This window comes from Desulfuribacillus alkaliarsenatis (genome assembly GCF_001730225.1).
GTDB lineage: Bacteria > Bacillota > Bacilli > Desulfuribacillales > Desulfuribacillaceae > Desulfuribacillus > Desulfuribacillus alkaliarsenatis.
On sequence record NZ_MIJE01000022.1, the window covers coordinates 130,751 to 151,794 of the forward strand.

Here is a 21,044-nt window from a genome sequence, read left to right on the forward strand (position 1 = left end):
TAAAATGAAAAGGAGGGGAAAATATATGCTAACAGCAGAAGGGTTCATTAAAGAACTACAAAAGCACTATGATGAGAAGGAATTGGTTAAAATTGACCGTTTCTTCAAGGGGAATGATTATGAAACCAAAGCATTAGGAGTGCGTTTCGGAAACGTATTTGCAATTGCTAAAACCTATAAAAATCTTACAATTGAAGAAATTGAAAAGCTTTTAGACAGTAACTATTATGAAGTGCGGATGGGTGCTGTGACAATTATGCGTCATAAAGCTCGTCAGAAGCAAACAACAGAAGAAGTAAAAGAACAACTGTATCATCTCTACTTTCGTCGTCATGATCGGATTAATAATTGGGACCTGGTTGATGCTGCCGCAGCCGATGTAATAGGTGGGTATCTTTACGAGAAAGATCGTAGCCCCCTTTATCAATTGGCGCAATCTGAAAATGTTTGGGAACGAAGAACTGCCATTGTGAGCACACATTACTTTATAAAGCAAGGTGATGTTCAAGAAACTTTTGCACTAGCAGAAATACTACGTAACGATGACAATGAATACATCAACAAAGCCGTAGGAAGTTGGGTGCGAGAAGCTGGGAAAAAAGATGAAAAAGCCCTATTAAAGTTTCTAGAATCCTACGCATCTAGCTTGCCAAGAGTTACCCTGCGCTTTGCAGTTGAAAAGCTTAGTGCCGAACAGAAAAAATATTATATGAGCAAGAAAGAAAATTAATGCGCCTGACTTTATTCTAATCCAATGCAGAGGATGAAAATAATGAAAATACAGTATTTATACAAATACAATGCACATATTGGGACACTAACTATAACCAGTGATGGTGAACACATCATTGGATTATGGTTGAATGATATAGATCTTAAAGAAAGTACAGAAATAAAAGAGGTGGGCCCAACCGAAATAGCAGTTTTCAAGGAAGCTAAAAGCTGGCTCGATCTTTATTTTGATGGCAAAGTTCCAGGGTTTATGCCACCAATACTTACTAATGGAACAGCGTTTCGCCAGTCTGTATGGAAGATTCTTTGTGAAATTCCGTATGGGGAAGTAATAACATATGGAGATATAGCTAAGAAGATTGCGTTACAACTTGGCAAACAACGAATGTCCGCGCAAGCCGTTGGAGGCGCAGTTGGGAGTAATCCTATCTCAATCCTAATTCCGTGTCACCGAGTGGTTGGGGCCAGTGGTAATCTGACGGGCTACGTTGGCGGATTAGATAAAAAAGCACGTCTACTAGAATTAGAAGGTTTAGATATGAATAGATTTTTCATACCAAACTCCCCTAAACGTTGATTAGGGGAGTTTTTAAAATAATATCAATTGTTTTGGGCGGTGTTACTATTGCTGACTGTCTAATAACGTTTGTACGGTTACAAATCTATAACCCTGCGCTCTAAGCTCATCAATTATCCTTGGAAGGGCTTCGACTGTACCATCTAATATATTCGCATGTGGATTATAATTATGCTGCAGGATAATCCCACCAGGTGATATGTCGCGACGGACGATTTTTAATATTTCATCTGCAGATAAGCCACTCCAATCAAGTGTATCCACTGACCAAAAGATATTTCTCATTCCGAGTTCATTTAAAATAGCTATATCAGCTTTTGTAGTGATTCCATACGGAGCTCGGAATATATCTGGTCTTCTACCCACAACTCTTTGTAGCTCTTGTTGCGTAGAAACTATTTCATTCCTTACTGCTGATGACCACTGGTTTCGAAGATTAGGGTGGCTCCAAGTATGGTTTGCAATTCCATGACCTTCATTCACAATACGTCTCATCATATCTGGATGAGCATTAATTTGCTGCCCTACGACAAAAAATGTTGCAGGCACACCTTTTTCTTTTAAAATATCCAATATCATAGGTGTATAGTGGTCGTCTGGTCCGTCATCAAATGTTAAAGCAACGAGCTTTTCGTTTGTCCTAGCCCGAATAATTTGGTTTCTTTGAACTGGTAGGTTAGTCGTGATAAAGGTACGTCTCAGTGTTTGGTCATACCTTACATCCATGCCTAACTTTCTTGCAACATCTACTAAGGGGACAAATGGTTCTCCACCAAAATCTAGGGTATGAGTTGCAAGGGTACCCCTTGTCCATTGACCAGTTGCCCGGTTCAAGTCATCAGTATAATTTTTGCCAATCAGCAAAGCAAAATATTTGTCTTTTGCTCTAAATACGACTGATTGATATTGTTCGTTCCAATCTACATAAGTACCGGTATGTTTGAAGAATAATGCAGGCACTAATAAGTTATCATCACGCATGATATATCTTGTGTTGAATGATTGTCCATCTATAAAAATTGGCGCTTCGGCAAGCCTCGATTCCTGTGCGCTTGTTGAGGGATTCAATATTAGTAGACAAACAGATAAAGTAAATAACAACACGAGTAAAGTTTTTAGTTTTTTAATTTTTTCTCATCTCCTTTTTAAAGTCTACAATCTTATATCCAGTAACATTATCATTCCCTAAACATTTAAATATTTAAAATCCAATAATTGCTTCCAGTGCATTTCTTAATTTTGTAAAAGCTATAACTAAGTGTAAAGTTAAATACAGGAGGTGCTGTAAATGTCTAAGGATAATAAATGTCCACCAATTGGTTGGAATTTTGATAACAGCTATGCCGAATTGCCAGAAACATTCTATAGCAAAGTAAAGCCTACTCCAGTGCGGTCTCCACAGCTTGTAATATTAAATGATTCATTAGCTATTTCTCTGGGACTTGACATTCAGGGGCTAAAGAGTAATGAAGGTATTGAAGTATTAGCTGGAAATAAACTTCTCGAAGGATTTTTTCCACTAGCGCAAGCATATGCAGGGCATCAATTTGGTCATTTTACGATGCTTGGAGACGGTCGTGCGATTCTTCTAGGGGAACAATTAAATGCTAAAGGAGAACGTTTTGATATTCAACTAAAAGGTCCAGGAAGAACACCATACTCACGTGGAGGAGATGGACGGGCTGGGCTTGGACCAATGCTACGTGAATATATAATCAGTGAAGCAATGAATGCTTTAGGGATACCTACAACCCGTAGTTTAACTGTTGTGACAACGGGTGAGTCAGTCGTTCGAGAAACGCTCCAGCCGGGAGCCATACTTACGCGTACTGCATCGAGCCATATACGTGTTGGAACGTTTCAATATATTGCAAACTGGGGTAGCGTTGAAGAACTTAAACAGTTGGCTGATTACACAATCAATAGGCATTTTCCAAATATTAAAGATAGCGATGATAAATACCTAGGATTACTGAGAGAAGTAAGTAAGCGCCAAGCTGAATTAATTGCAAAATGGCAGCTTGTTGGATTTATTCATGGAGTAATGAACACTGATAACATGGCAATTGGTGGAGAAACGATTGATTATGGACCGTGTGCATTCATGGACACTTATGACACGAAAACGGTGTTCAGCTCAATCGATAGACATGGACGCTACGCCTATGAAAATCAGCCTAAGATAGGTGCTTGGAACTTGGCACGGTTTGCCGAAACGCTGTTGCCATTATTACATCAGGAAGAATCTCAAGCCATCACTATTGCACAACAGGAGCTTGAAAAGTTTATGCCACAATATGAAAGTATTTGGCTTAAAGGAATGCGAGCGAAATTAGGATTATTCGGTGAAGTGCCAGAAGATGAGGCTTTGATAAATAGTCTCTTAAGCATTATGGAAAAGCACAAAGCAGACTATACTAATACGTTTCGCACATTAACTTTAAATTCTAAGGATAAGAAAGATATTACGGACATGAACAACAAGTATGGGATTTTTAAAGCTACTGAATTTATTCAGTGGCAGGAAAAGTGGATGGGAAGAAAAGCTAGGCAACAAGAAAAAATGGAATCTTCGTATCAATTAATGAAAAGCTCTAACCCTGCAGTTATTCCACGAAACCATAGAGTCGAAGAAGCATTAGAAGCTGCAGTAGGCGAGCAGGACTATCGTGTAATGGAAGAACTTCTCGAAGTGCTTAAAGACCCCTATGCTTATACTTCAGACCAAATTCCGTATTCTGCCTTACCTTCTGAATCAAGTCAACCCTATAAAACGTTTTGTGGTACATAATGCTGGAATATACATACTAATTTTTAAAATGGAAAAAATATTTTAGAAATACAGCATTATACTAAATTTTTATTAAAGGGGCGAAAATTTTGGAACATTCAATGTTTTGTTATCAATGTGAACAGGCTATGGGTGGTAAAGGCTGTACTAAGTATGGTGTATGTGGTAAATCTCCAGAAATATCAAATTTGCAAGACTTAATTATTTATCAGCTGAAGGGGATAGCTTGCTATGCAAAACCTTTACTTGAAAAAGGGGAGCACATCGATAAGGAAATCGTTAAGTTTGTCGAGAATGCATTGTTTACGACACTGACAAATGTAAACTTTGATCTCGATTTTCACTTAGAAATGTTAAAAGAATCGCAGCAAGTAAAGGAAACGTTAAGAAACAAAGCACCTCATGGTAACTACCCCGAAGCTGCAACGTATAATCTCAGTGCGACAAAGGAAGAGATGATTAGAGATGCAGTAATAGCAGGTGTTATGTATGAGGTTGACCTTGACCCTGATATTCGCTCATTACGCTCAACTGTCCTTTATGGTTTGAAGGGTATAAGCGCATATGGCCACCAAGCTAGATATATTGGTCATCATAGTGATCAAGTAGACCAGTTTTATTTTATAGCGCTTGAAGCAATAAATAATAACAATTTGACATTAGAAGAATTAATACAGATGGCTATGAGAGCTGGAGATATGAGTGTAGAGGTCATGAGTGTACTGGATGAGGCTAACACAACAAGATATGAAAACCCTTCTCCACAAAAGGTAAATGTAAATATCAAGAAGGGCCCGTTTATTATTGTTTCGGGACATGATTTGCGAGATTTAGAATTATTGCTTCAACAAACTGAAGGAAAAGGCATAAACATCTATACTCACGGTGAAATGCTGCCTGCACATGGTTATCCAGGGCTAAGAAAATATAAGCATCTGATTGGAAACTTCGGATCAGCTTGGCAAAATCAGCAGCAAGAATTCGATGGAATACCGGGTTGTATCCTGATGACAACCAACTGTCTGATGAAACCGAGGGATACATATAAAGATCGTTTGTATGTGACAAATGTTGTAGGTTGGGATGGTATTAAGAAAATTGAACTAAAAGAGGATAACACTAAAGATTTTACAGAAATTATTGATAAGGCCATTGAACTCGGCGGCTTTGAGAAAAATGAGAAGGAAAAAGAAATTCTAGTCGGATTTGGCCACCATGAAACCCTATCTCACGCGGATACTATTATAAAGGCAGTTAAGGATGGGAAAATCCGTCACTTCTTCGTGATAGGAGGCTGTGATGGTGCTAAACCAGGTAGAAACTACTTTACGGAATTTGCTGAAAAAGTACCAGATGATTGTGTTATTCTTACGCTAGCTTGCGGCAAGTATCGTTTTAACAAGCTTGAATTTGGTACAGTAGCTGGCCTGCCAAGACTTTTAGATATTGGACAATGTAATGATGCCTATTCAGCGGTTCGAATTGCTACTGCCTTAGCAGATGCCTTTGAGACAGATGTAAACTCACTACCGCTTACTATCGTACTTTCATGGTATGAGCAGAAGGCTGTAGCTGACTTATTAGCGTTACTATCATTAGGGATCAAAGGCATGTACCTAGGGCCAACATTACCTGCATTTATTTCACCGAATGTATTACAATACCTAGTTGATACCTTTGATATTAAGCCAATTAGTACAGCAGACGACGATTTAAGAAATTCATTACAACAAGCTAACTAGCAAAGCAAGCAAGACAAGCAAATTAGTCAAGTAAATTAGTCAAATAAATTATAGCAATTAAGAAACGCCCTCCAGAGTTCAAGTTTGGAGGGCGTTCACTAATTATTCAATAGTTACCTTATAGCCATTTTGTTCAAGCGCTTGAACAAGCTCCTTACCATGCTTAGGACTACTTACTTCAAAATTCACATGTAGAATTGCTTCGTTGATATTTAAATCTGCATCAAGTCTGTCGTGCTGAACCATTATAATATTTGCTCCACACTTAGAAGCGATAGAAGCAAATTTCTCCAGGCTGCCAGGTTTGTCAAGCATAACTGTTCGTAGCTTCAGTTGTCTGCCACGAGAGACTAGGCCTTTCTCGACAATTTTGTGAATAAAGCTAACGTCGATATTACCACCAGAAAGTACACAGGCAGCCTTTTTATCTGCTAAATCTAAGCGATTGCTCAGGACAGCAGCTAAGGAAGCAGCACCTGCCGGCTCAACAACCTGTTTGTCACGTTCTAATAATAAGAGAATCGCAGCAGCAATCTCTCCGTCTGTGACTGTCACCATTTCGTCTACGTATTTCTGGATGAGGGACACTGTCATTGTGCCAGGAATTTTAACAGCAATTCCGTCAGCGATTGTTGCTGCTTTTTCTGTTGTGACATACTCTGAGCTAGAAAAGCTACGTACAATTGCATCGGCCCCTGTTGATTGCACACCAATAATTTTCACATGTGGCTTTAGCTGCTTTATATAATACGCTACGCCTGCTAGAAGGCCTCCGCCACCAGCAGGTAGGATTACGATATCTACATCAGGCAGGTCCCTTAGAATTTCAAAACCAATAGTAGCTTGTCCAGCAATTACATCCTCGTCGTCAAAAGGGTGAATAAACACAGCGCCACTCTCAGCCTGTAAATCCATTGCTTTTTTATAAGCATCATCGTAGCAATCACCATGCAATACAATTTCTGCACCATATTCTTCGGTAGCAGCAACCTTCGCTATAGGGGTACTCTTTGGCATTACAATGGTAGATTTTATGCCTAGTGAGGACGCAGCGAAAGCTACTCCCTGAGCGTGATTTCCAGCGCTTGAAGCAATAACTGCTGGCGGTGCACCCTTCTTGATTAAAGTAACAATTTTATTATGAGCACCACGTACCTTAAATGATCCTGTTTTTTGCTGGTTCTCATATTTTAGATAAATCGAACTACCAACCATTTGCGAAAATGTCTCTGAGAATTTCAATGGGGTGTTATGGATTATGTCCTTAAGATTCATATAGGCTTGTTCGATTTTTTCAATATCCAATTCAGATTCCTCCTAAATAATTATCTTATAAATGTACCATAAATCGTAAAAAGTATAAACAAACATGATTGGCGCATTACTAATACTTGACATTCTTATAGATATAGGACAAAATAGTTCTATAGCGAACAGTTCTGCAGTGAACAGTTCAAAAGCGAACAATTCCGAAGTGAACAATTACTAAGCCTAACAAAAAGATATGAGGGTTGCTTTATTATGGATAGTGCATTTGAAATTCTATTTAGTGGGCAACAATATAAGAGATTGTATGAAAAAAAATGCCACTTGATTTTTGAGAAGTATGGTCTTACTAAGGTTGAGATTGAAATTTTGTTATTTTTGGAAAACAATAAACAGTACGATACGGCAAAAGATGTAGTCGATTTGAAGTTTTTTGCCAAATCCCATGTGTCCAAAGCTATTTCTTCTCTTATTACTAGGGGATTATTGTATTCAGAAGCTGATGAGTTCGATAGAAGATGTGTTCATTTGAAAATATCTGACGAGGCAAAACCAGTAATTGGAGAAGCTAAGAAGATGCGAGAAGAGCTATTAACCATAATCTACAATGGTATTTCAGATGAAGAAAAGGAAGTTATGTTTAACATCGCTGACAAGATACTAGGCAATATAAAAGAAGCAATCGAAAAGGAAGATTGAGAAGCAACGAAAAGGAAATGATGCTCGCCTCCAGTGGAGCATAATCTAATATATGAGGAGGAATACAATGGTAAATGTAAGCCAGGAAACGATTAAAAAATACTCAGAAAAGTACAGTTCAGTTTGCGTTGATAAGAATCAGATTGACCCGAGTCTTTATGAAGAGTATGGGGTAAAGCGCGGTCTTAGAGATAAAAGTGGAAAAGGTGTCCTTTCAGGAATTACCAATATTTCTGATGTAATTGCTTATGAAAAAATTGATGGGGAAAGCGTGCCATGTGAAGGAAGACTTATTTATCGAGGATATAATGTCATTGACTTGGTAAATGGGTTTCCAAAGGATAAATGCCAAGGGTTTGAAGAAAGCGCATATTTACTCTTATTTGGTTCCCTTCCTACTGAGGCACAGCTGGCAGAATTTAAAGAAATTTTAGCGGGATGCATGAACTTGCCGAAAAACTTTGTAAAAGACGTCATTATGAAGGCGCCAAGTAATGATATTATGAATTCTATGACAAAGAGTGTTCTTACATTAGCCTCATACGATGAAAAAGCATCTGATTTATCATTGGACAATGTATTGCGCCAATGTCTGTCCCTAATCGGAAGATTTCCGATGCTAGCAGTCTATGGCTATCATGCGTACAACCATTACGATTGTGGTGAGAGCTTCTACATACATAGGCCTGACGAGAATCTTTCCACAGCAGAAAACATTCTTAGGATGTTACGACCAGACAAAAGCTATACTGAGCTTGAAGCTAGGGTGCTAGATATTGCCTTAGTTCTACACATGGAGCATGGCGGTGGAAATAACTCGACATTTACAACAAGGGTCGTATCTTCATCTGGTTCTGATACATATTCAACGATTGCCGCAGCACTATCGTCATTAAAGGGACCGAAGCATGGTGGAGCGAATATTAAGGTCGTTGAGATGATGGATGATATTAAAGCTAATGTTGCAGATATACATGATGAAGCTGAGGTAGAGCGATATCTGTCTAAAATCCTTAATCGGCAAGCATTTGATCAAAGAGGTTTAATATATGGCATGGGACATGCTGTCTACTCCATTTCTGATCCTAGGGAAGTTATTTTCAGGAGTTTTGTAGAGAAATTAGCTGAGGAGAAAGATAGACAATCAGACTTTGCATTGTACTCTATGATAGAACGACTAGCACCAGAAGTCATAGCCAGAGAACGTCGTATTTATAAAGGTGTTAGTGCTAACGTTGATTTCTACAGCGGCTTCGTATACAGTATGTTGGATATTCCGTTACAGCTTTATACTCCAATTTTCGCTATGGCGAGAATTGTTGGCTGGAGTGCGCACCGTTTAGAGGAACTAATCAATGTTGACAAAATCATGAGACCAGCCTATAAAAGTATCGTTAGTGAAAAAGATTATATAGAAATGACAAATAGATAGTACACAAAGTGCGAATTCCTAGAGTGTAGGGAATCGCACTTTTTTGGTGTTGAAGATTTATAAGAATATAGGTATTGGAATGGTTTTCTGTTAATGAATAAAAGTCTAATCAGTGGCATTAGCTAGCATGATTATATATAATGACAGTAATCAAGCTAAGTAAATAAGTTTGGGGGAAGTCAGAATTGAAGCTGAATTTTATTAAGGTTAATCCGACGGAAAATATGACGATTTTTATTACAACTCCTGTGCCACGCAACTTATATAAAGAAGTAGCTAAGAGTGTTATGAACTATGCTAGTCTGCATGCGGAGCAGGTGGGCTTTGTAGAAGCCTGTAATGGTGGAGGTATTAAGCTCCACATGATGGGTGGTGAATTTTGCGCGAACGCGACAATAGGTTTAGCTGCCACGTTAGTAAACCTTGGACATCCTATAGTTGAACGGGGACATGGTTCATGTTACATGCTGGATTTAGAAGTATCAGGTGTGGTTACTTCAATTACTTGCTGTGTAGAGAAATTAGCGGAAAGCAATAGGTATATATCGACAATCCAAATGCCCCTACATAATGAAGTGCTTCCTTATAACATGGAAATAAGCGGCAAAACATATTCAGGCACTCTAGTAAAGTTTCCAGGGATCATGCATTTGATAGTTGACACTCGTGAAATAGCAAATGAAAATAAAGAAGAATTTTTTCACAAGGTTAAAGATAGCTTTAAAGACGAAAACTATGAGGCGTTAGGAATTATGTATTATGATAAGGTTGAGAATTATATGGAACCATTAGTGTATGTCAAAGCAACAGATAGCCTTCACTGGGAGAGGGGCTGTGGTTCGGGTACAGCCGCTGTAGGAGCTGCGATGTCTGAGCTTAATAAAGAATCTGTAAATCTAGATATTTCACAACCTGGTGGCAGTATTAGGGTAACGACTGTAGTTGAGGATAATAAAATAAAAGAGATTCTACTTTCTAGTAAAGTACAAATAGTTGCAGAAGGAACGGTATATTTATAGTTTAGGAGAGGGAGCTTATGAGAAAAGTTGCTAAGGTTTTACTTTTTCTTATATTTTTTTCGGGGGTTGCTTCAGTACCAGGTGTCCATGCTGATGAATCCCAGCTTAGCGTTGACCAAGGTAAGCTCCATATTCAAGACATTGCAAATAATCAAGTGCTCTCTTTATCAGGTGAATGGGAATTCTACTGGAATCAGCTGCTACGTCCGTCTGATTTTTCCGATGCAACAGTTGAATTTGTAGACTACTATCCATTGCCACAGCTTTGGATGGGAGAAACTAAACGTAATCAATCCATTCAGTCTATAGGTGCAGCAACTTATAGGATGGAGCTATCTATTAGTCAGGAGGAAATCGGTACATTACAAGGCTTTGCGATTAGGATGCCATTTGTGTATTCTGCCTATGAGTTATGGTTTAATGGTGAGCTAATAGCACGGAATGGGAATGTTGGTCTTAATAAAGATAGTGAAAGAGCTGTTCGTGAGCCTAAAGTTATTTCAATAGCTCCTCAAGCAGGAAACAATGAAATCGTACTACAAATCAGTAATCATCGATTTTATCGCGGTGGAATTAATCAAGAGATTAAATTTGGGTCTGCAGAAATACTTTATCAAAGCAGAGAAAATCAATTAGTAAAAGATATTTTCATGGCTGGTAGCTTCTTAATAGTTGGTGTGTTTTTCTGCTTACTTTATTTAATACGTAGAAGAGAGATAGCTATTTTATACTTTTCTTTCCTGTGCTTGTTGTTTTTACTACGCACACTTATTAGTAATGAAATATATATCAACCAGCTTATCGCTGGCTTTAACTGGGAAATAGGGAATCGTATTGAAGCTAGTATAACATTCCTAGGCGTACCGCTGATGGTAATATTATTAGGAGAGTTGTACAAAAACCAATTTTCTTTAAGGTTTTTGCAAGCTTGGAAGTGGGGTCTTTTATTTGGTGTTATAACTGTTTTACTGTTGCCACATACAATTTATGACCGCTTATTGGTCTATGTATATGCAGCTCTAATTGTTTATGGAGCGTATATATTAGTAGCTTTTATTCGTTATTATGATAAGTCATTGCGTGAATTCTACGTGCTTGTTATTGGGAAGACAGTTCTATTTCTGTTCGCAATTCATGATATTGTAGTTACTTATAGTAATCTAGAAGCAAGCTTGAAGATTCAGATTGGCATGTATATCTTTATATTTTCACTTGGCTATGCACTGGTGCTGTTTTTGTATAGAAACTTTGAAACGATCGAGATGTTAAAAAATGAAAATGAGAGTATGTTAAAAGAAATATCTACAATGAATCAGGAGTTGGAAAAACTAGTCGATAAACGCACTCAACAATTAGAGGATACAAACAAGCGGCTATTAGAATTATCTATGGTTGATTGTTTGACACAAGTGCCTAATCGACTGCAATTTAACCAGAAGTTAGAAGAATTTTTATTTGCAGCCAAGAATGAATCTAAACCTTTGTCAATCCTATTTATCGATATAGATTTTTTCAAAAACTATAACGATTATTACGGCCATCTTCAAGGCGACCAGGCACTTAAGGATGTAGCGAAGGTCCTGCAAGAATATGTTCTGCAAGAAGATGCTTTTTTAGCACGTTACGGCGGTGAAGAGTTTGTTGTATTATGCTTGAATAAAGATTCAGCACAGACATTTCAATTAGCAGAAAAGCTTAGAAAAGCAGTTGAAAAGCTAAAGATACCTCACAAAAGCTCTACTATTTCTAAATATATTACAATAAGTGTCGGTGCGATTTCTGTTCATCCAGAAAACCGACAACCGACAGCTTTATTAGACATAGCGGATCAAGCTCTGTATGGTGCTAAGAATGAGGGGCGTAATCGCAGTGTAATGAATTAGCGTTATGTGAATGGGGGTTTACAAAAGCAAGGTTAGTAAAAATCCACCTAATGCACCTGTTAAAACAATCACCCACGGTGGTAATTTCCAAAAAACTAGCATGCTAAACAGAACTGCAGCAAAAGCAAAGTCCACAGCCGACAAAATCGAATTCGTCCAGATTGGGTGATACAGTGCTGCAATTAAGATACCTACGACAGCAGCGTTAACGCCGATTAAAGCGCCCTTTATGTTTGGATTACGGCGCAATGCATCCCAAAAAGGCAAAGTTCCTAAAATCAGCAGAAAAGCAGGCAAGAAAATAGCGACAGTTGCCAGTAATCCACCCTGCCAGCCATTAATAACAGCACCGATGTAAGCGGCAAAAGTAAACAAAGGACCTGGAACGGCTTGCGCGGCTCCGTAACCAGCTATGAATTGTTCTTGACTTAGCCATCCTGTAGGAACAAACTCTCTTTCAAGTAATGGTAACACTACATGACCTCCACCGAAAACCAGTGAACCCGCACGATAAAAGCTATCAAACATAGCAACCCAATACATACCTGTTGCTTCCCTCAATATGGGCAGAACAATTAGCAATCCGAAAAATAGGGTTAAACAAATAATAGCAACCCGTTTGGAAATAGGGAATTTTACTTCGTCTGATGTATCATCTAATGTATGATGCTTATATATAAGAAATCCTAAAAATCCAGCTAATATAATAACTCCAACTTGAGTGAAAGCAGTTTGCCATAGTAATGTTGTGACAACAGCAAATAAAGCTATGGTTTTTCTTTTGACGTCGGGAGTCAAATTCTTTGCCATCCCTAAAATAGCGTGTGCTACCACAACAACGGCTACTATTTTCAACCCATGTATCCAGCCCGCGTCTGTATATCCAAAGCTGTGTAGTAATAAAGCGAATAGTATTAACACTATAACGGATGGAAGTGTGAACCCGAGAAAAGAAACGATTCCACCCAAAATACCAGCCCTCATAACCCCAATTCCAATTCCTACTTGGCTACTAGAGGGTCCTGGCAGGAAATGACACAATGCTACTAAATCTGCATAGGCTTTTTCGTCCATCCATCTTCTTCTGCGAATATACTCCTCGTGAAAGTAGCCCAAATGGGCAATTGGGCCACCGAAAGAGGTAAGCCCAAGTTTAGTTGAAACTATAAGGATTTCTAATAGCGATTTGAATGTATTTTGCTGTTCTCCTGCCATTTCCCCACCGTCACTTCATAATAAAATTGATTGTAAATTGATATTGTAACTATAGCAAATATACAACCTACAAGCAATTTAGACGGACAGAATTTACAGAATCTTAACATAACACGCTATTCATAAGTTTGCAGCAACGGCAAAGAGATATAGAATGTAGTCTCTATACTTGGCGTACTGGTAACCCAGATGCGTCCATTGTGATATTCGATTATTTCCTTGGTAATTGATAATCCTAACCCACTTCCGCTGTTGGTTCTAGATTTAGAGCCAGTAAAGAATCGATTGAATACCTGCGGTAAATCATCTGCTGTTATACCAACTCCATTATCGGTGATTTTGAATATTATTTCACTTGGGTTGTCAGCAGGTAGGCAATCATAGTCTAACGAAATTGTACCTTCTGCAGGTGTAAATTTAATTGCGTTATAAATGATGTTGGCGAATGCTCGGTCAATACGCTCGATGTCAACTTCAATAGATAGAGTTTTAAGTATGCATGGGCTATCATTCTTTTCAAAGATAAATTGAATTTGTGCACTTTTTACGTCCTGCAAGTATTTTTTGTAGACGAATTGTAAAAGGTGCTCAACAGATACAGTACTTACTTGCAGCTTTAACTTTCTAGCTTCGAGCTGCGTTAAATCGAACAGGTCTTCAGTTAAATGGTTTAGACCTTGGATTCGCTCTTTTATTCTTTGCAAATAACGCTTTTGCTGCTCAGGAGTGTCGATTGTCCCATCTAAAATAGCGTTTGCATACCCAAGCACAGAGGCCATTGGACTCTTTAAATCATGGGAGATATTAGTCAATAGCTCACTGCGGGATTGCTCCATATTTGATATATCGGTATAGGCTTGTTCAAGTTTTTTATTTGATGTTTCTAAGGCGAGTGTTCTTTCATTCACCTTATCTTCTAAGCTTTCGTTTAACTGTTTAAGATTTTCCGTCATTTCCTCGATTCGTGTGAAAGCTTTAGTAAACTTTCTAGACAAGATAATAGACTGCGACAAAACAAACACTAGAAAACCCCAGGAAGATAAGCTAGCTGCAATAATACTCTTACTTTGGAAAATTAGTGAGTTTTCATAAAGAATATCGTTTATGATAGTGCTGACGAAAAACAGAACAGCTAATCCTATGGCAATTGCACCATCTCGTCTGCGTGTGCATGCTAATATTAAGGCATAAAGCAAATATAGTATTAGAAAGATTGCGATTATCTGATAGTAGATATTAAATTGTGAATAGATTCTTACAGGTGTTAGGACAACAAGTGCACTAAAAAAAATACTAATGACAATGGAAAGTTGGATTACTTTCAGTGATATTTCCTGCGGTAGGATTGATCTAAGGTAGAGGATGAATATTGGTGTGCCAAGATAAAAGGTTAGGTACTCAATCGTAAGTGCAAGCTCCCAATTGAAGTTTGGAAACAGTTGAAAAATAAATGCTGTACCTACAAGTAACGCTCTAATACCTACAATAATGGAAAAGACTCCGAAATATAAATTAGAAGCCTCTTTTTTTCTATAAAAATAGAAAATCAAATGATAGATTCCAACAACAAATAGACTGCCAAAAACTATTAAGTCAAAGGCTATCTGCCAATTACTGAACGTAGTAATAAAATCTTCCGTGCCGAGACTGATATTTTTAAGAATACCGCCAGTGGAATGATGGAAGTTAGATGCTTGAATGACAATATCTAAACTATCATTATTGGTGTCAAATGTAACGAATTTCGGTTCTGTATGTGGTATGGTAGCATCAGATTCCATACCCACTATGCCATTAGAAGCAATTAATTCGTTATTTATCCATAGCGTATAAGCGGTAGATAATTTAGGTATGTGTAATGCTAAATGATTTGTTATTTGCTGCGATATAAGTTCTTGTTTTTCTGGTGAATATTCTTGTCGCTTTGATTGCTGCTCCAATACGACTATTAATCTATAAGTGGCATAGCCAGCTTGAGGCCATGCAGATGGGACATTAATATAATTTTTGTTATTTAAGAGGCCGTGTCTTTGGCTTGGGAGGCTTTCTGTGCTTCTAGTTTCTGAAAACACAGATGGCTCAATTAGTTGCTCCCAATAGAACTCCCACGTGCCTTCCAAATTAACCCTTACATACTCATCTAAATCCCAGTTTGAAAGATCAATAACCCCATTAATAGCAATGGGTGGTCGTTCGTTAATAGACTGCTGAGCACAGCCTATTAACAGCATAAAGATAATAGCCAGTAGTGATAATTTAAAAATGAAAGATTTATAAGTTTTATTATTCATAGTAGCCTCTTAGGTTTGATTTTATGTTTAATAATACTAGCTTAAGTATACTAGCCTTTATATCTTCTACATAGCAGCTAATTAATCCTGCTAACACAAGGGGAGGAAACTGTTTGTGAAGATATTGTGACAGTGTTGATGAGGTAATTGTTTAAGATATATTGCTATGCTAAAATCGCATTATGATATAGGAAAGGTGATACGATTATATGAAAAAGAGTGGAATAAATTTTTTGCTGTTAGTTTTAAGTGTGGCTTTGATTACTAGTGGCTGTGGAGGCAGTGCACAAACATTGAATACGATAGGTGTAAATGCGTTAGCTGCAGACCCGAGTGCTTTCACAGGTGAGATTGCAGTAGCAGGTGTTGTGCAATTTGTTGATTCAGAAAACTATATTTTGCGAATTATCGATGAAGAAGAATATGCTAGTTGCGGATTAACTCCATGTGGCGGGGCTGGAATTATACCTTTGTATTTACCGATTGACAGTAAGCCATTTGGGGAGACTCCATCAGGATATACTTATACTGGTCAACTGCCGCAATTAGAAGATTTTGTAACAGTCATTGGTTCGATTGAACAAGCAGATGGGAGTTTAATCTTCGAAGTCGACCGTATTTTGAAAGGGTCAAATGTTTTGATTTCCAAGCAATAAGTAAGTAATAACATAAAGGATAAGTAATAGCATAAAAATGGGGGAAAGCCGTGAATATTTTCAGACTTATAGTTAGCAATTTATTAGCGAAAAAGGCCCGCTTCATTTTTACTTTAATGGGGATAACATTAGGGATAACCTCCCTTGTTATCCTCATTACTTTAGGGAGTGGACTTAGGGATCAAATACACCAGCAGGCCTCAGATTTTGGTGCGAATTTAATAATTACACCTAAGGGTTGGTGTGCTTTTGAACAATCGAAAGTTTTAAGTGGGACTCAACTCCCAGATGCAATACTCCCAGATGATGTTGAAAAAATCGATGGCATCGAAGGAATTAGGGTTATGCCTTACCTTACAGTTGGATCAGCAATAAATAATGAACCAGTGTCGGTAACGGGAGTACGGATTGATGAAATAGTTAAATCTAAGGGTTGGACAGTAAAAGAAGGACGTACTGAAGCTGAAGGCAATGAAGTTATAGCTGGAGCAGCAATAGCAGAATCTTTTGAATTATCAATAGGACAAACCTTCAGATTTAGAGGTGTAGAGTTTACCTTGATAGGCATTCTAGAAGCGACGGGGACAAGCGATGATGGTGTATTATTTGTACCATTAGAAGCAGCCCAGGAAGCCTATGCAACTGAAGGAAGGGTATCATATATTGCCGTTCAAGTAGAAGATATTAATAAAGTAGACCATTACGCACAAGAAATAGCTAAGCGAGCAAACGTAGCCGTTATTACTGACCGTCAGTTGTTAAATTCTGTTCTAAACGTAATTAATACTGTTAATGCAACGCTTCAGGTTGTTGCTGCGGTAGCAGTGTTAACCGCAGCCTTTGGAATTATTAATACAATGCTAACAGCAACCTATGAACGAAAGAAAGAGATCGGGATTTTGAAGGCAACTGGAGCTTCAAATATTAATATATTCAGAATCTTTTTAGGTGAGTCTGCTTTTTATGGATTGCTTGGAGGTGCGATTGGCTTAATAGTAGGGTCATTAGCTGCTATGTTTATCACCCCATATATTGCTCAGAATGAATTTGCAGCATTCATAGGAAATGCTAATATCCAATCGTTTTTAGCAATCACTGATATGGTTAAGATCCTAGTTGGCTCAATAGTATTAGCGATAGTAGCGGGGTTATATCCTGCTTGGCGGGCTGCAAGATTAACTCCAGTGGAGGCGATTAATCATGAATAAAAGCGTTGAAATGAATAAAATCGTTGAAGAGAATAACATCATTGAAGTGAAAAATGTGCACAAAAGCTATGGATCAGGAAGCGCCGCGACACACGCCTTAAGAGGTATAGACTTAAAAATAAACAGTGGTACATTTAATTGTATTGTTGGTCCATCAGGACATGGTAAGAGTACACTTTTACAAATAATAGGTGGCTTAGACAAGCCTACTTCAGGTCAAGTTAATGTAATGGGAGAACAAATCAATGCTTTATCTGATCAGAAGCTAGCTAATTTTCGCTCACTAAAACTAGGCTTTGTATTTCAATTCTTTAATTTACTTAAAGGCCTTACAGTACTTGAAAATATTCAAATCCCGCTAATGTTCGCTAAGATTCCAGCAAAACAGCAGGAACAAAGGGCCAAAGAACTACTTCAGCTAGTCGATTTAAGTGAAAAGGCACAGGCCAAGGCATTTGAACTGAGCGGAGGTCAAAAGCAACGGGTAGCTATTGCAAGAGCACTGGCAAACAATCCTGAGTTACTGCTCATGGATGAACCAACCGGTAATTTAGACTCAGAGTCAGAGGCGGAAGTGCTAAAAATTATTCATGAACTTCATAGAAACGGCAAAACAATTGTGATGGTAACGCACAGCAAAGAAATCGCCGACCAAGGTGAACGAATTATCACTATTAAAGATGGTATGGTTTGTGAATAGAATTTGCAAGCGTGCATGGCTTGTGTAATATCTGAACAAGATATCGAATACCCTTTTATGACAGGATGATTTAAGTAAACTGCTGCCATAAGGGTGATGTCTACTATGAACAGAAATGAAGTAACTATATTTAAAGTTGCGGCGACATATATTGGTACAATTGTTGGCGCTGGATTTGCTACAGGTCAAGAGATGCTACAATTTTTTATAAAATTTGGCATCCTTGGCCTGTTCGGCATTTTAATAACTATTGTCCTCTTCATATTTTTTGGTGAGGTTATTATGATGCTAGGCAAGCGTTACAACGCAAAGTCCCATTTAGAAATAATTCAAAAATCGGGTGGAAAAACCTTTGGGAAAGCTATGGACATATTAATCATTATCTTTCTGTTTGGCGGTTTAACAGCAATGATAGCAGGTACTGGAGCATTGTTTGAACAACAGTTTAACATGCCCATACTCTTAGGTAATATAACAATGGCCCTCATTACTGCTATTACTGTTTTAAGGGGAATAGAAGGTGTAGTTAATTCCATGGGCTATGTGGTTCCTTTTTTATTGTTTACTGTCCTAGGTACATGTGCAATATCGATTATAAATAATCCGCCAGAATTATTAACGATGGAAATGTTTATAGGTGGTAGTGAGTTTATATCTAATTGGGTATTGGCGGCCATTTTGTTTGTGTCCTACAACATGGTGATTGTAGTTGCCGTCTTAGGTCCATTGGGTGCTAAGGTTACGGATTTACGGACTATTAGGAAAGGTGCTTTACTAGGAGGACTTAGTTTAGGTATTGGGTCAATTATGATATATCTAACGCTCACGAGTCAGGTTAAAAACGTGTATATGTTAGAGGTACCAATGATTTATATTGCGCGCGAAATTTCTCCAGTTATACTTATTCTGTACACCGGCGTTTTAATTGCTGCTATTTATACTACGGCTGTTGGATCTTTGTTTGGATTTGTTTCAAGATTTACGAATCTTAATAAAACGCCAGCGTCTAGTTGGTCACTTGTTTTTATTACAACAATATTTGCTTTGCTTGCCAGTCAGTTTGGATTTTCCAATCTCGTAAAATATCTATATCCTATGATAGGGTTTGCTGGAATTGCGCTACTATTAAGCTTGCTCTACGCAGTTATACGTGATTTATGGTCGCAGGGTACGTCTTGCTGAATTACGTCTTACCCAAACCTCTAATCCGTCAAATGGGTTAGCTGTTCCTAAGAAGAGGTCGTTATTTTTTGAAAGGAAGAGCATTCGCACACCGTAGTTATGAGGATTACCAAGACCGTTTAAGGAAACTGGTACCCAAGTTATACCGTCCATAGATTTCCATAGGTCAAAGCCAAATGTTCGTCTTCCTAATCGTAATATTATGTCGGCAAGTCTCTCGAGGATATCCTCTGAATTAAACTGTGAGAATTGAGGATATGCTTGAAGATGGTACTTAACAAAATCATTAATTGCTGTCTGATAGGATTTATTGTTTTTGCTAATGGTTGCTTGACTTCCTAATATTTCTGGTAGTAAAGGAAGTAAGTAAGGGATTAATATGGACCAGCTAAATGTACCAAGATATAGTTCGTCACCTTGAGCTTGTATTTGCCAGCAGTAAGCGTTACTAAGATTCCCAAATCCCGAACGAAAACCACTTAAAGGTTTGCCACGTGTACCTGTTTTGGGGTTTGTTGGTACTACTGGATTGCCTCCAACTACAAGCTCCCAGTTATCTTCTTTATCAACCCTAATTACATCAAAGCCCTTAGGTGGTACTATTGTTTGTTCAGGATTTATACTAAGGACAGCGGCTTCAATTGCTGTGCCAATATAGATATGATTCTTAAAGACAGCAATAGACCAAGGATGTTCATTTCTGGCGTCTCCAGCACCTTTGTCCACAACTAATTTCCACTTATTTTTTTTGGGTTCTGCTCCTAAAGTTCGCCATAATTCAAAGCCAGTACCCCGAGCTGTACCAACATATAGATGATTGTTAAAGCTTAGTAATAGATCAACATTACCTCTAGGATTCTTACCTGACTCGCCATTGACGGGAACACGCTTCCAACCATCTCGTTCAGGATCAAAGCTACTGTATAGCTGGATATCTGCTTGCCCCATTAATGGTAGTGCACCCATGTATAGCTTTCCATTGTGAACTGCCATGTAACGAGTAGAATAACCAGCGATATCTGTATCTAATAGCTGCCAATTAACTCCGTCAGTTGACTTGAGCATAAATAGCTGTGGTGTTAGAGTGAGGGCGCCTGCATAGATAGCAGTTTCATTATGAGGATTAGTATAGGTAATCATGAAGCGGAAGCCTAGATTTTCAATGTTTTCGGGGCTACGATAGACACGTTCCCAGTTTCCAACGCTATCTGTTCGACGACGCCAGATTTCACCTGCATTTACAGGGTTTTTAGGAGTTAAAGCTTTAGGGGGAGTGACAGGACCTAAGACTTCATTTTCAAAAATAGAATAGGGGATATTTCTAGCCGTTCCTACATAAATGTAGTCACCTAGCTCTGTCATTGACCAAGCATAGTTGTTCTGCATTGCGTTATCAGGGTTAGTAGTGTCAAAACCATTCACGGGGGTAATGTTTCTAAACCCATTGGATTTTGGGTTAAAAGTAAGGTTGGAATTTGTACTCATATTATACTGACTCCTTTTTAATTTCTATAATATTAGGCCAAAAACCTGAATGTGATAAAATAATTGCAAAGTTTGGAAGTCAATATTATGTTTTAAACTTGGTTAAGTTGTCCTGCAGATAACTTTGCTATAATATGTAGTTGGACTACATACTACAAAAAAGCGA

Annotated in this window: 17 protein-coding genes; 12 read left to right on the forward strand and 5 right to left on the reverse strand. The window is 38.1% G+C overall.

All coding sequences use genetic code 11. The features are described 5' to 3' along the window. Nucleotides 1-25 precede the first annotated feature (25 nt). Nucleotides 26-730 (forward strand): DNA alkylation repair protein, encoded by a 705-nt coding sequence (locus tag BHF68_RS07965; RefSeq protein WP_069643122.1) that lies wholly within the window; start codon nt 26-28, stop codon nt 728-730. Nucleotides 731-778: 48 nt separating this feature from the next. Then, nucleotides 779-1,309, forward strand: a complete 531-nt coding sequence (locus BHF68_RS07970) for a methylated-DNA--[protein]-cysteine S-methyltransferase (protein WP_436796440.1) — start codon at nt 779-781, stop codon at nt 1,307-1,309. 45 nt (nt 1,310-1,354) lie between these two features. Here the strand turns inward: BHF68_RS07970 and BHF68_RS07975 are convergent, their stop codons facing one another. Next, the gene (locus BHF68_RS07975) at nt 1,355-2,377 is read right to left on the reverse strand and encodes a polysaccharide deacetylase family protein (RefSeq protein ID WP_245669649.1); all 1,023 of its coding nucleotides are present in this window, start codon (nt 2,375-2,377) and stop codon (nt 1,355-1,357) included. Nucleotides 2,378-2,597: 220 nt separating this feature from the next. On the opposite strand from BHF68_RS07975, the gene BHF68_RS07980 reads away from it, so the two are divergent. Beyond that, nucleotides 2,598-4,100, forward strand: coding sequence for a protein adenylyltransferase SelO (locus BHF68_RS07980; RefSeq protein WP_069643124.1), 1,503 nt, complete (start codon nt 2,598-2,600; stop codon nt 4,098-4,100). 89 nt (nt 4,101-4,189) lie between these two features. After that, the gene (gene hcp, locus BHF68_RS07985) at nt 4,190-5,842 is read left to right on the forward strand and encodes a hydroxylamine reductase (protein WP_069643125.1); all 1,653 of its coding nucleotides are present in this window, start codon (nt 4,190-4,192) and stop codon (nt 5,840-5,842) included. A 102-nt stretch (nt 5,843-5,944) separates the two neighbouring features. On the opposite strand, the gene ilvA is transcribed toward hcp, so the two are convergent. Continuing rightward, nucleotides 5,945-7,147 carry a threonine ammonia-lyase gene (gene ilvA / locus BHF68_RS07990; protein WP_084019295.1) on the reverse strand — a complete coding sequence of 401 codons (1,203 nt, stop codon included), beginning with the start codon at nt 7,145-7,147 and terminating at the stop codon, nt 5,945-5,947. Between the two features lie 216 nt (nt 7,148-7,363). On the opposite strand from ilvA, the gene BHF68_RS07995 reads away from it, so the two are divergent. From BHF68_RS07995 to BHF68_RS08010, 4 genes are all read left to right on the forward strand, one after another. Further along, nucleotides 7,364-7,807: a MarR family winged helix-turn-helix transcriptional regulator gene (locus tag BHF68_RS07995; RefSeq protein ID WP_069643126.1), complete on the forward strand. Its 444-nt coding sequence runs from the start codon at nt 7,364-7,366 to the stop codon at nt 7,805-7,807. 67 nt (nt 7,808-7,874) lie between these two features. Then, nucleotides 7,875-9,239 (forward strand): citrate/2-methylcitrate synthase, encoded by a 1,365-nt coding sequence (locus tag BHF68_RS08000; protein ID WP_069643127.1) that lies wholly within the window; start codon nt 7,875-7,877, stop codon nt 9,237-9,239. A gap of 185 nt (nt 9,240-9,424) precedes the next feature. Continuing rightward, entirely contained in the window at nt 9,425-10,258 is an 834-nt protein-coding gene (locus tag BHF68_RS08005) for a histidine racemase CntK family protein (RefSeq protein ID WP_069643128.1), read from the forward strand. 17 nt (nt 10,259-10,275) lie between these two features. Beyond that, entirely contained in the window at nt 10,276-12,141 is a 1,866-nt protein-coding gene (locus BHF68_RS08010) for a diguanylate cyclase domain-containing protein (RefSeq protein ID WP_069643129.1), read from the forward strand. 18 nt (nt 12,142-12,159) lie between these two features. On the opposite strand, the gene BHF68_RS08015 is transcribed toward BHF68_RS08010, so the two are convergent. Both BHF68_RS08015 and BHF68_RS08020 read right to left on the reverse strand, forming a co-directional pair. After that, the gene (locus tag BHF68_RS08015) at nt 12,160-13,356 is read right to left on the reverse strand and encodes a chromate transporter (RefSeq protein WP_069643130.1); all 1,197 of its coding nucleotides are present in this window, start codon (nt 13,354-13,356) and stop codon (nt 12,160-12,162) included. Between the two features lie 116 nt (nt 13,357-13,472). Beyond that, entirely contained in the window at nt 13,473-15,647 is a 2,175-nt protein-coding gene (locus BHF68_RS08020; protein ID WP_069643131.1) for a sensor histidine kinase, read from the reverse strand. A 209-nt stretch (nt 15,648-15,856) separates the two neighbouring features. Between BHF68_RS08020 and BHF68_RS08025 the strand changes: the two genes are divergently transcribed. The 4 genes from BHF68_RS08025 (at nt 15,857) to BHF68_RS08040 (ending at nt 19,393) form a co-directional block, all read left to right on the forward strand. Then, nucleotides 15,857-16,303 (forward strand): hypothetical protein, encoded by a 447-nt coding sequence (locus tag BHF68_RS08025; protein ID WP_069643132.1) that lies wholly within the window; start codon nt 15,857-15,859, stop codon nt 16,301-16,303. Between the two features lie 50 nt (nt 16,304-16,353). Continuing rightward, entirely contained in the window at nt 16,354-17,511 is a 1,158-nt protein-coding gene (locus BHF68_RS08030; protein ID WP_069643133.1) for an ABC transporter permease, read from the forward strand. After that, nucleotides 17,504-18,211, forward strand: coding sequence for an ABC transporter ATP-binding protein (locus BHF68_RS08035; RefSeq protein ID WP_245669650.1), 708 nt, complete (start codon nt 17,504-17,506; stop codon nt 18,209-18,211). The genes BHF68_RS08030 and BHF68_RS08035 overlap by 8 nt, the downstream gene beginning before the upstream one ends. Before the next feature lie 105 nt (nt 18,212-18,316). Then, on the forward strand, nt 18,317-19,393 hold the full coding sequence (locus tag BHF68_RS08040; RefSeq protein ID WP_069643134.1) for a YkvI family membrane protein: 1,077 nt from the start codon (nt 18,317-18,319) through the stop codon (nt 19,391-19,393). Here BHF68_RS08040 and BHF68_RS08045 read toward each other — a convergent pair. Continuing rightward, a complete protein-coding gene (locus BHF68_RS08045) occupies nt 19,367-20,878 on the reverse strand; it encodes a hypothetical protein (RefSeq protein ID WP_069643135.1) in 1,512 nt (503 codons plus the stop codon). The genes BHF68_RS08040 and BHF68_RS08045 overlap by 27 nt on opposite strands. Between the last annotated feature and the right edge of the window lie 166 nt (nt 20,879-21,044).

Bases quoted from the DNA above. Each gene is read 5' to 3' on its own strand.
- BHF68_RS08045 (WP_069643135.1), bottom strand. From the start codon at position 20,878: ATGAGTACAAATTCCAACCTTACTTTTAACCCAAAATCCAATGGGTTT.
- BHF68_RS08020 (WP_069643131.1), bottom strand. From the start codon at position 15,647: ATGAATAATAAAACTTATAAATCTTTCATTTTTAAATTATCACTACTG.
- BHF68_RS07965 (WP_069643122.1), top strand. From the start codon at position 26: ATGCTAACAGCAGAAGGGTTCATTAAAGAACTACAAAAGCACTATGAT.
- BHF68_RS08010 (WP_069643129.1), top strand. From the start codon at position 10,276: ATGAGAAAAGTTGCTAAGGTTTTACTTTTTCTTATATTTTTTTCGGGG.
- BHF68_RS08000 (WP_069643127.1), top strand. From the start codon at position 7,875: ATGGTAAATGTAAGCCAGGAAACGATTAAAAAATACTCAGAAAAGTAC.
- BHF68_RS08015 (WP_069643130.1), bottom strand. From the start codon at position 13,356: ATGGCAGGAGAACAGCAAAATACATTCAAATCGCTATTAGAAATCCTT.
- BHF68_RS08025 (WP_069643132.1), top strand. From the start codon at position 15,857: ATGAAAAAGAGTGGAATAAATTTTTTGCTGTTAGTTTTAAGTGTGGCT.
- BHF68_RS08035 (WP_245669650.1), top strand. From the start codon at position 17,504: ATGAATAAAAGCGTTGAAATGAATAAAATCGTTGAAGAGAATAACATC.
- BHF68_RS07995 (WP_069643126.1), top strand. From the start codon at position 7,364: ATGGATAGTGCATTTGAAATTCTATTTAGTGGGCAACAATATAAGAGA.
- BHF68_RS07980 (WP_069643124.1), top strand. From the start codon at position 2,598: ATGTCTAAGGATAATAAATGTCCACCAATTGGTTGGAATTTTGATAAC.
- BHF68_RS08040 (WP_069643134.1), top strand. From the start codon at position 18,317: ATGAACAGAAATGAAGTAACTATATTTAAAGTTGCGGCGACATATATT.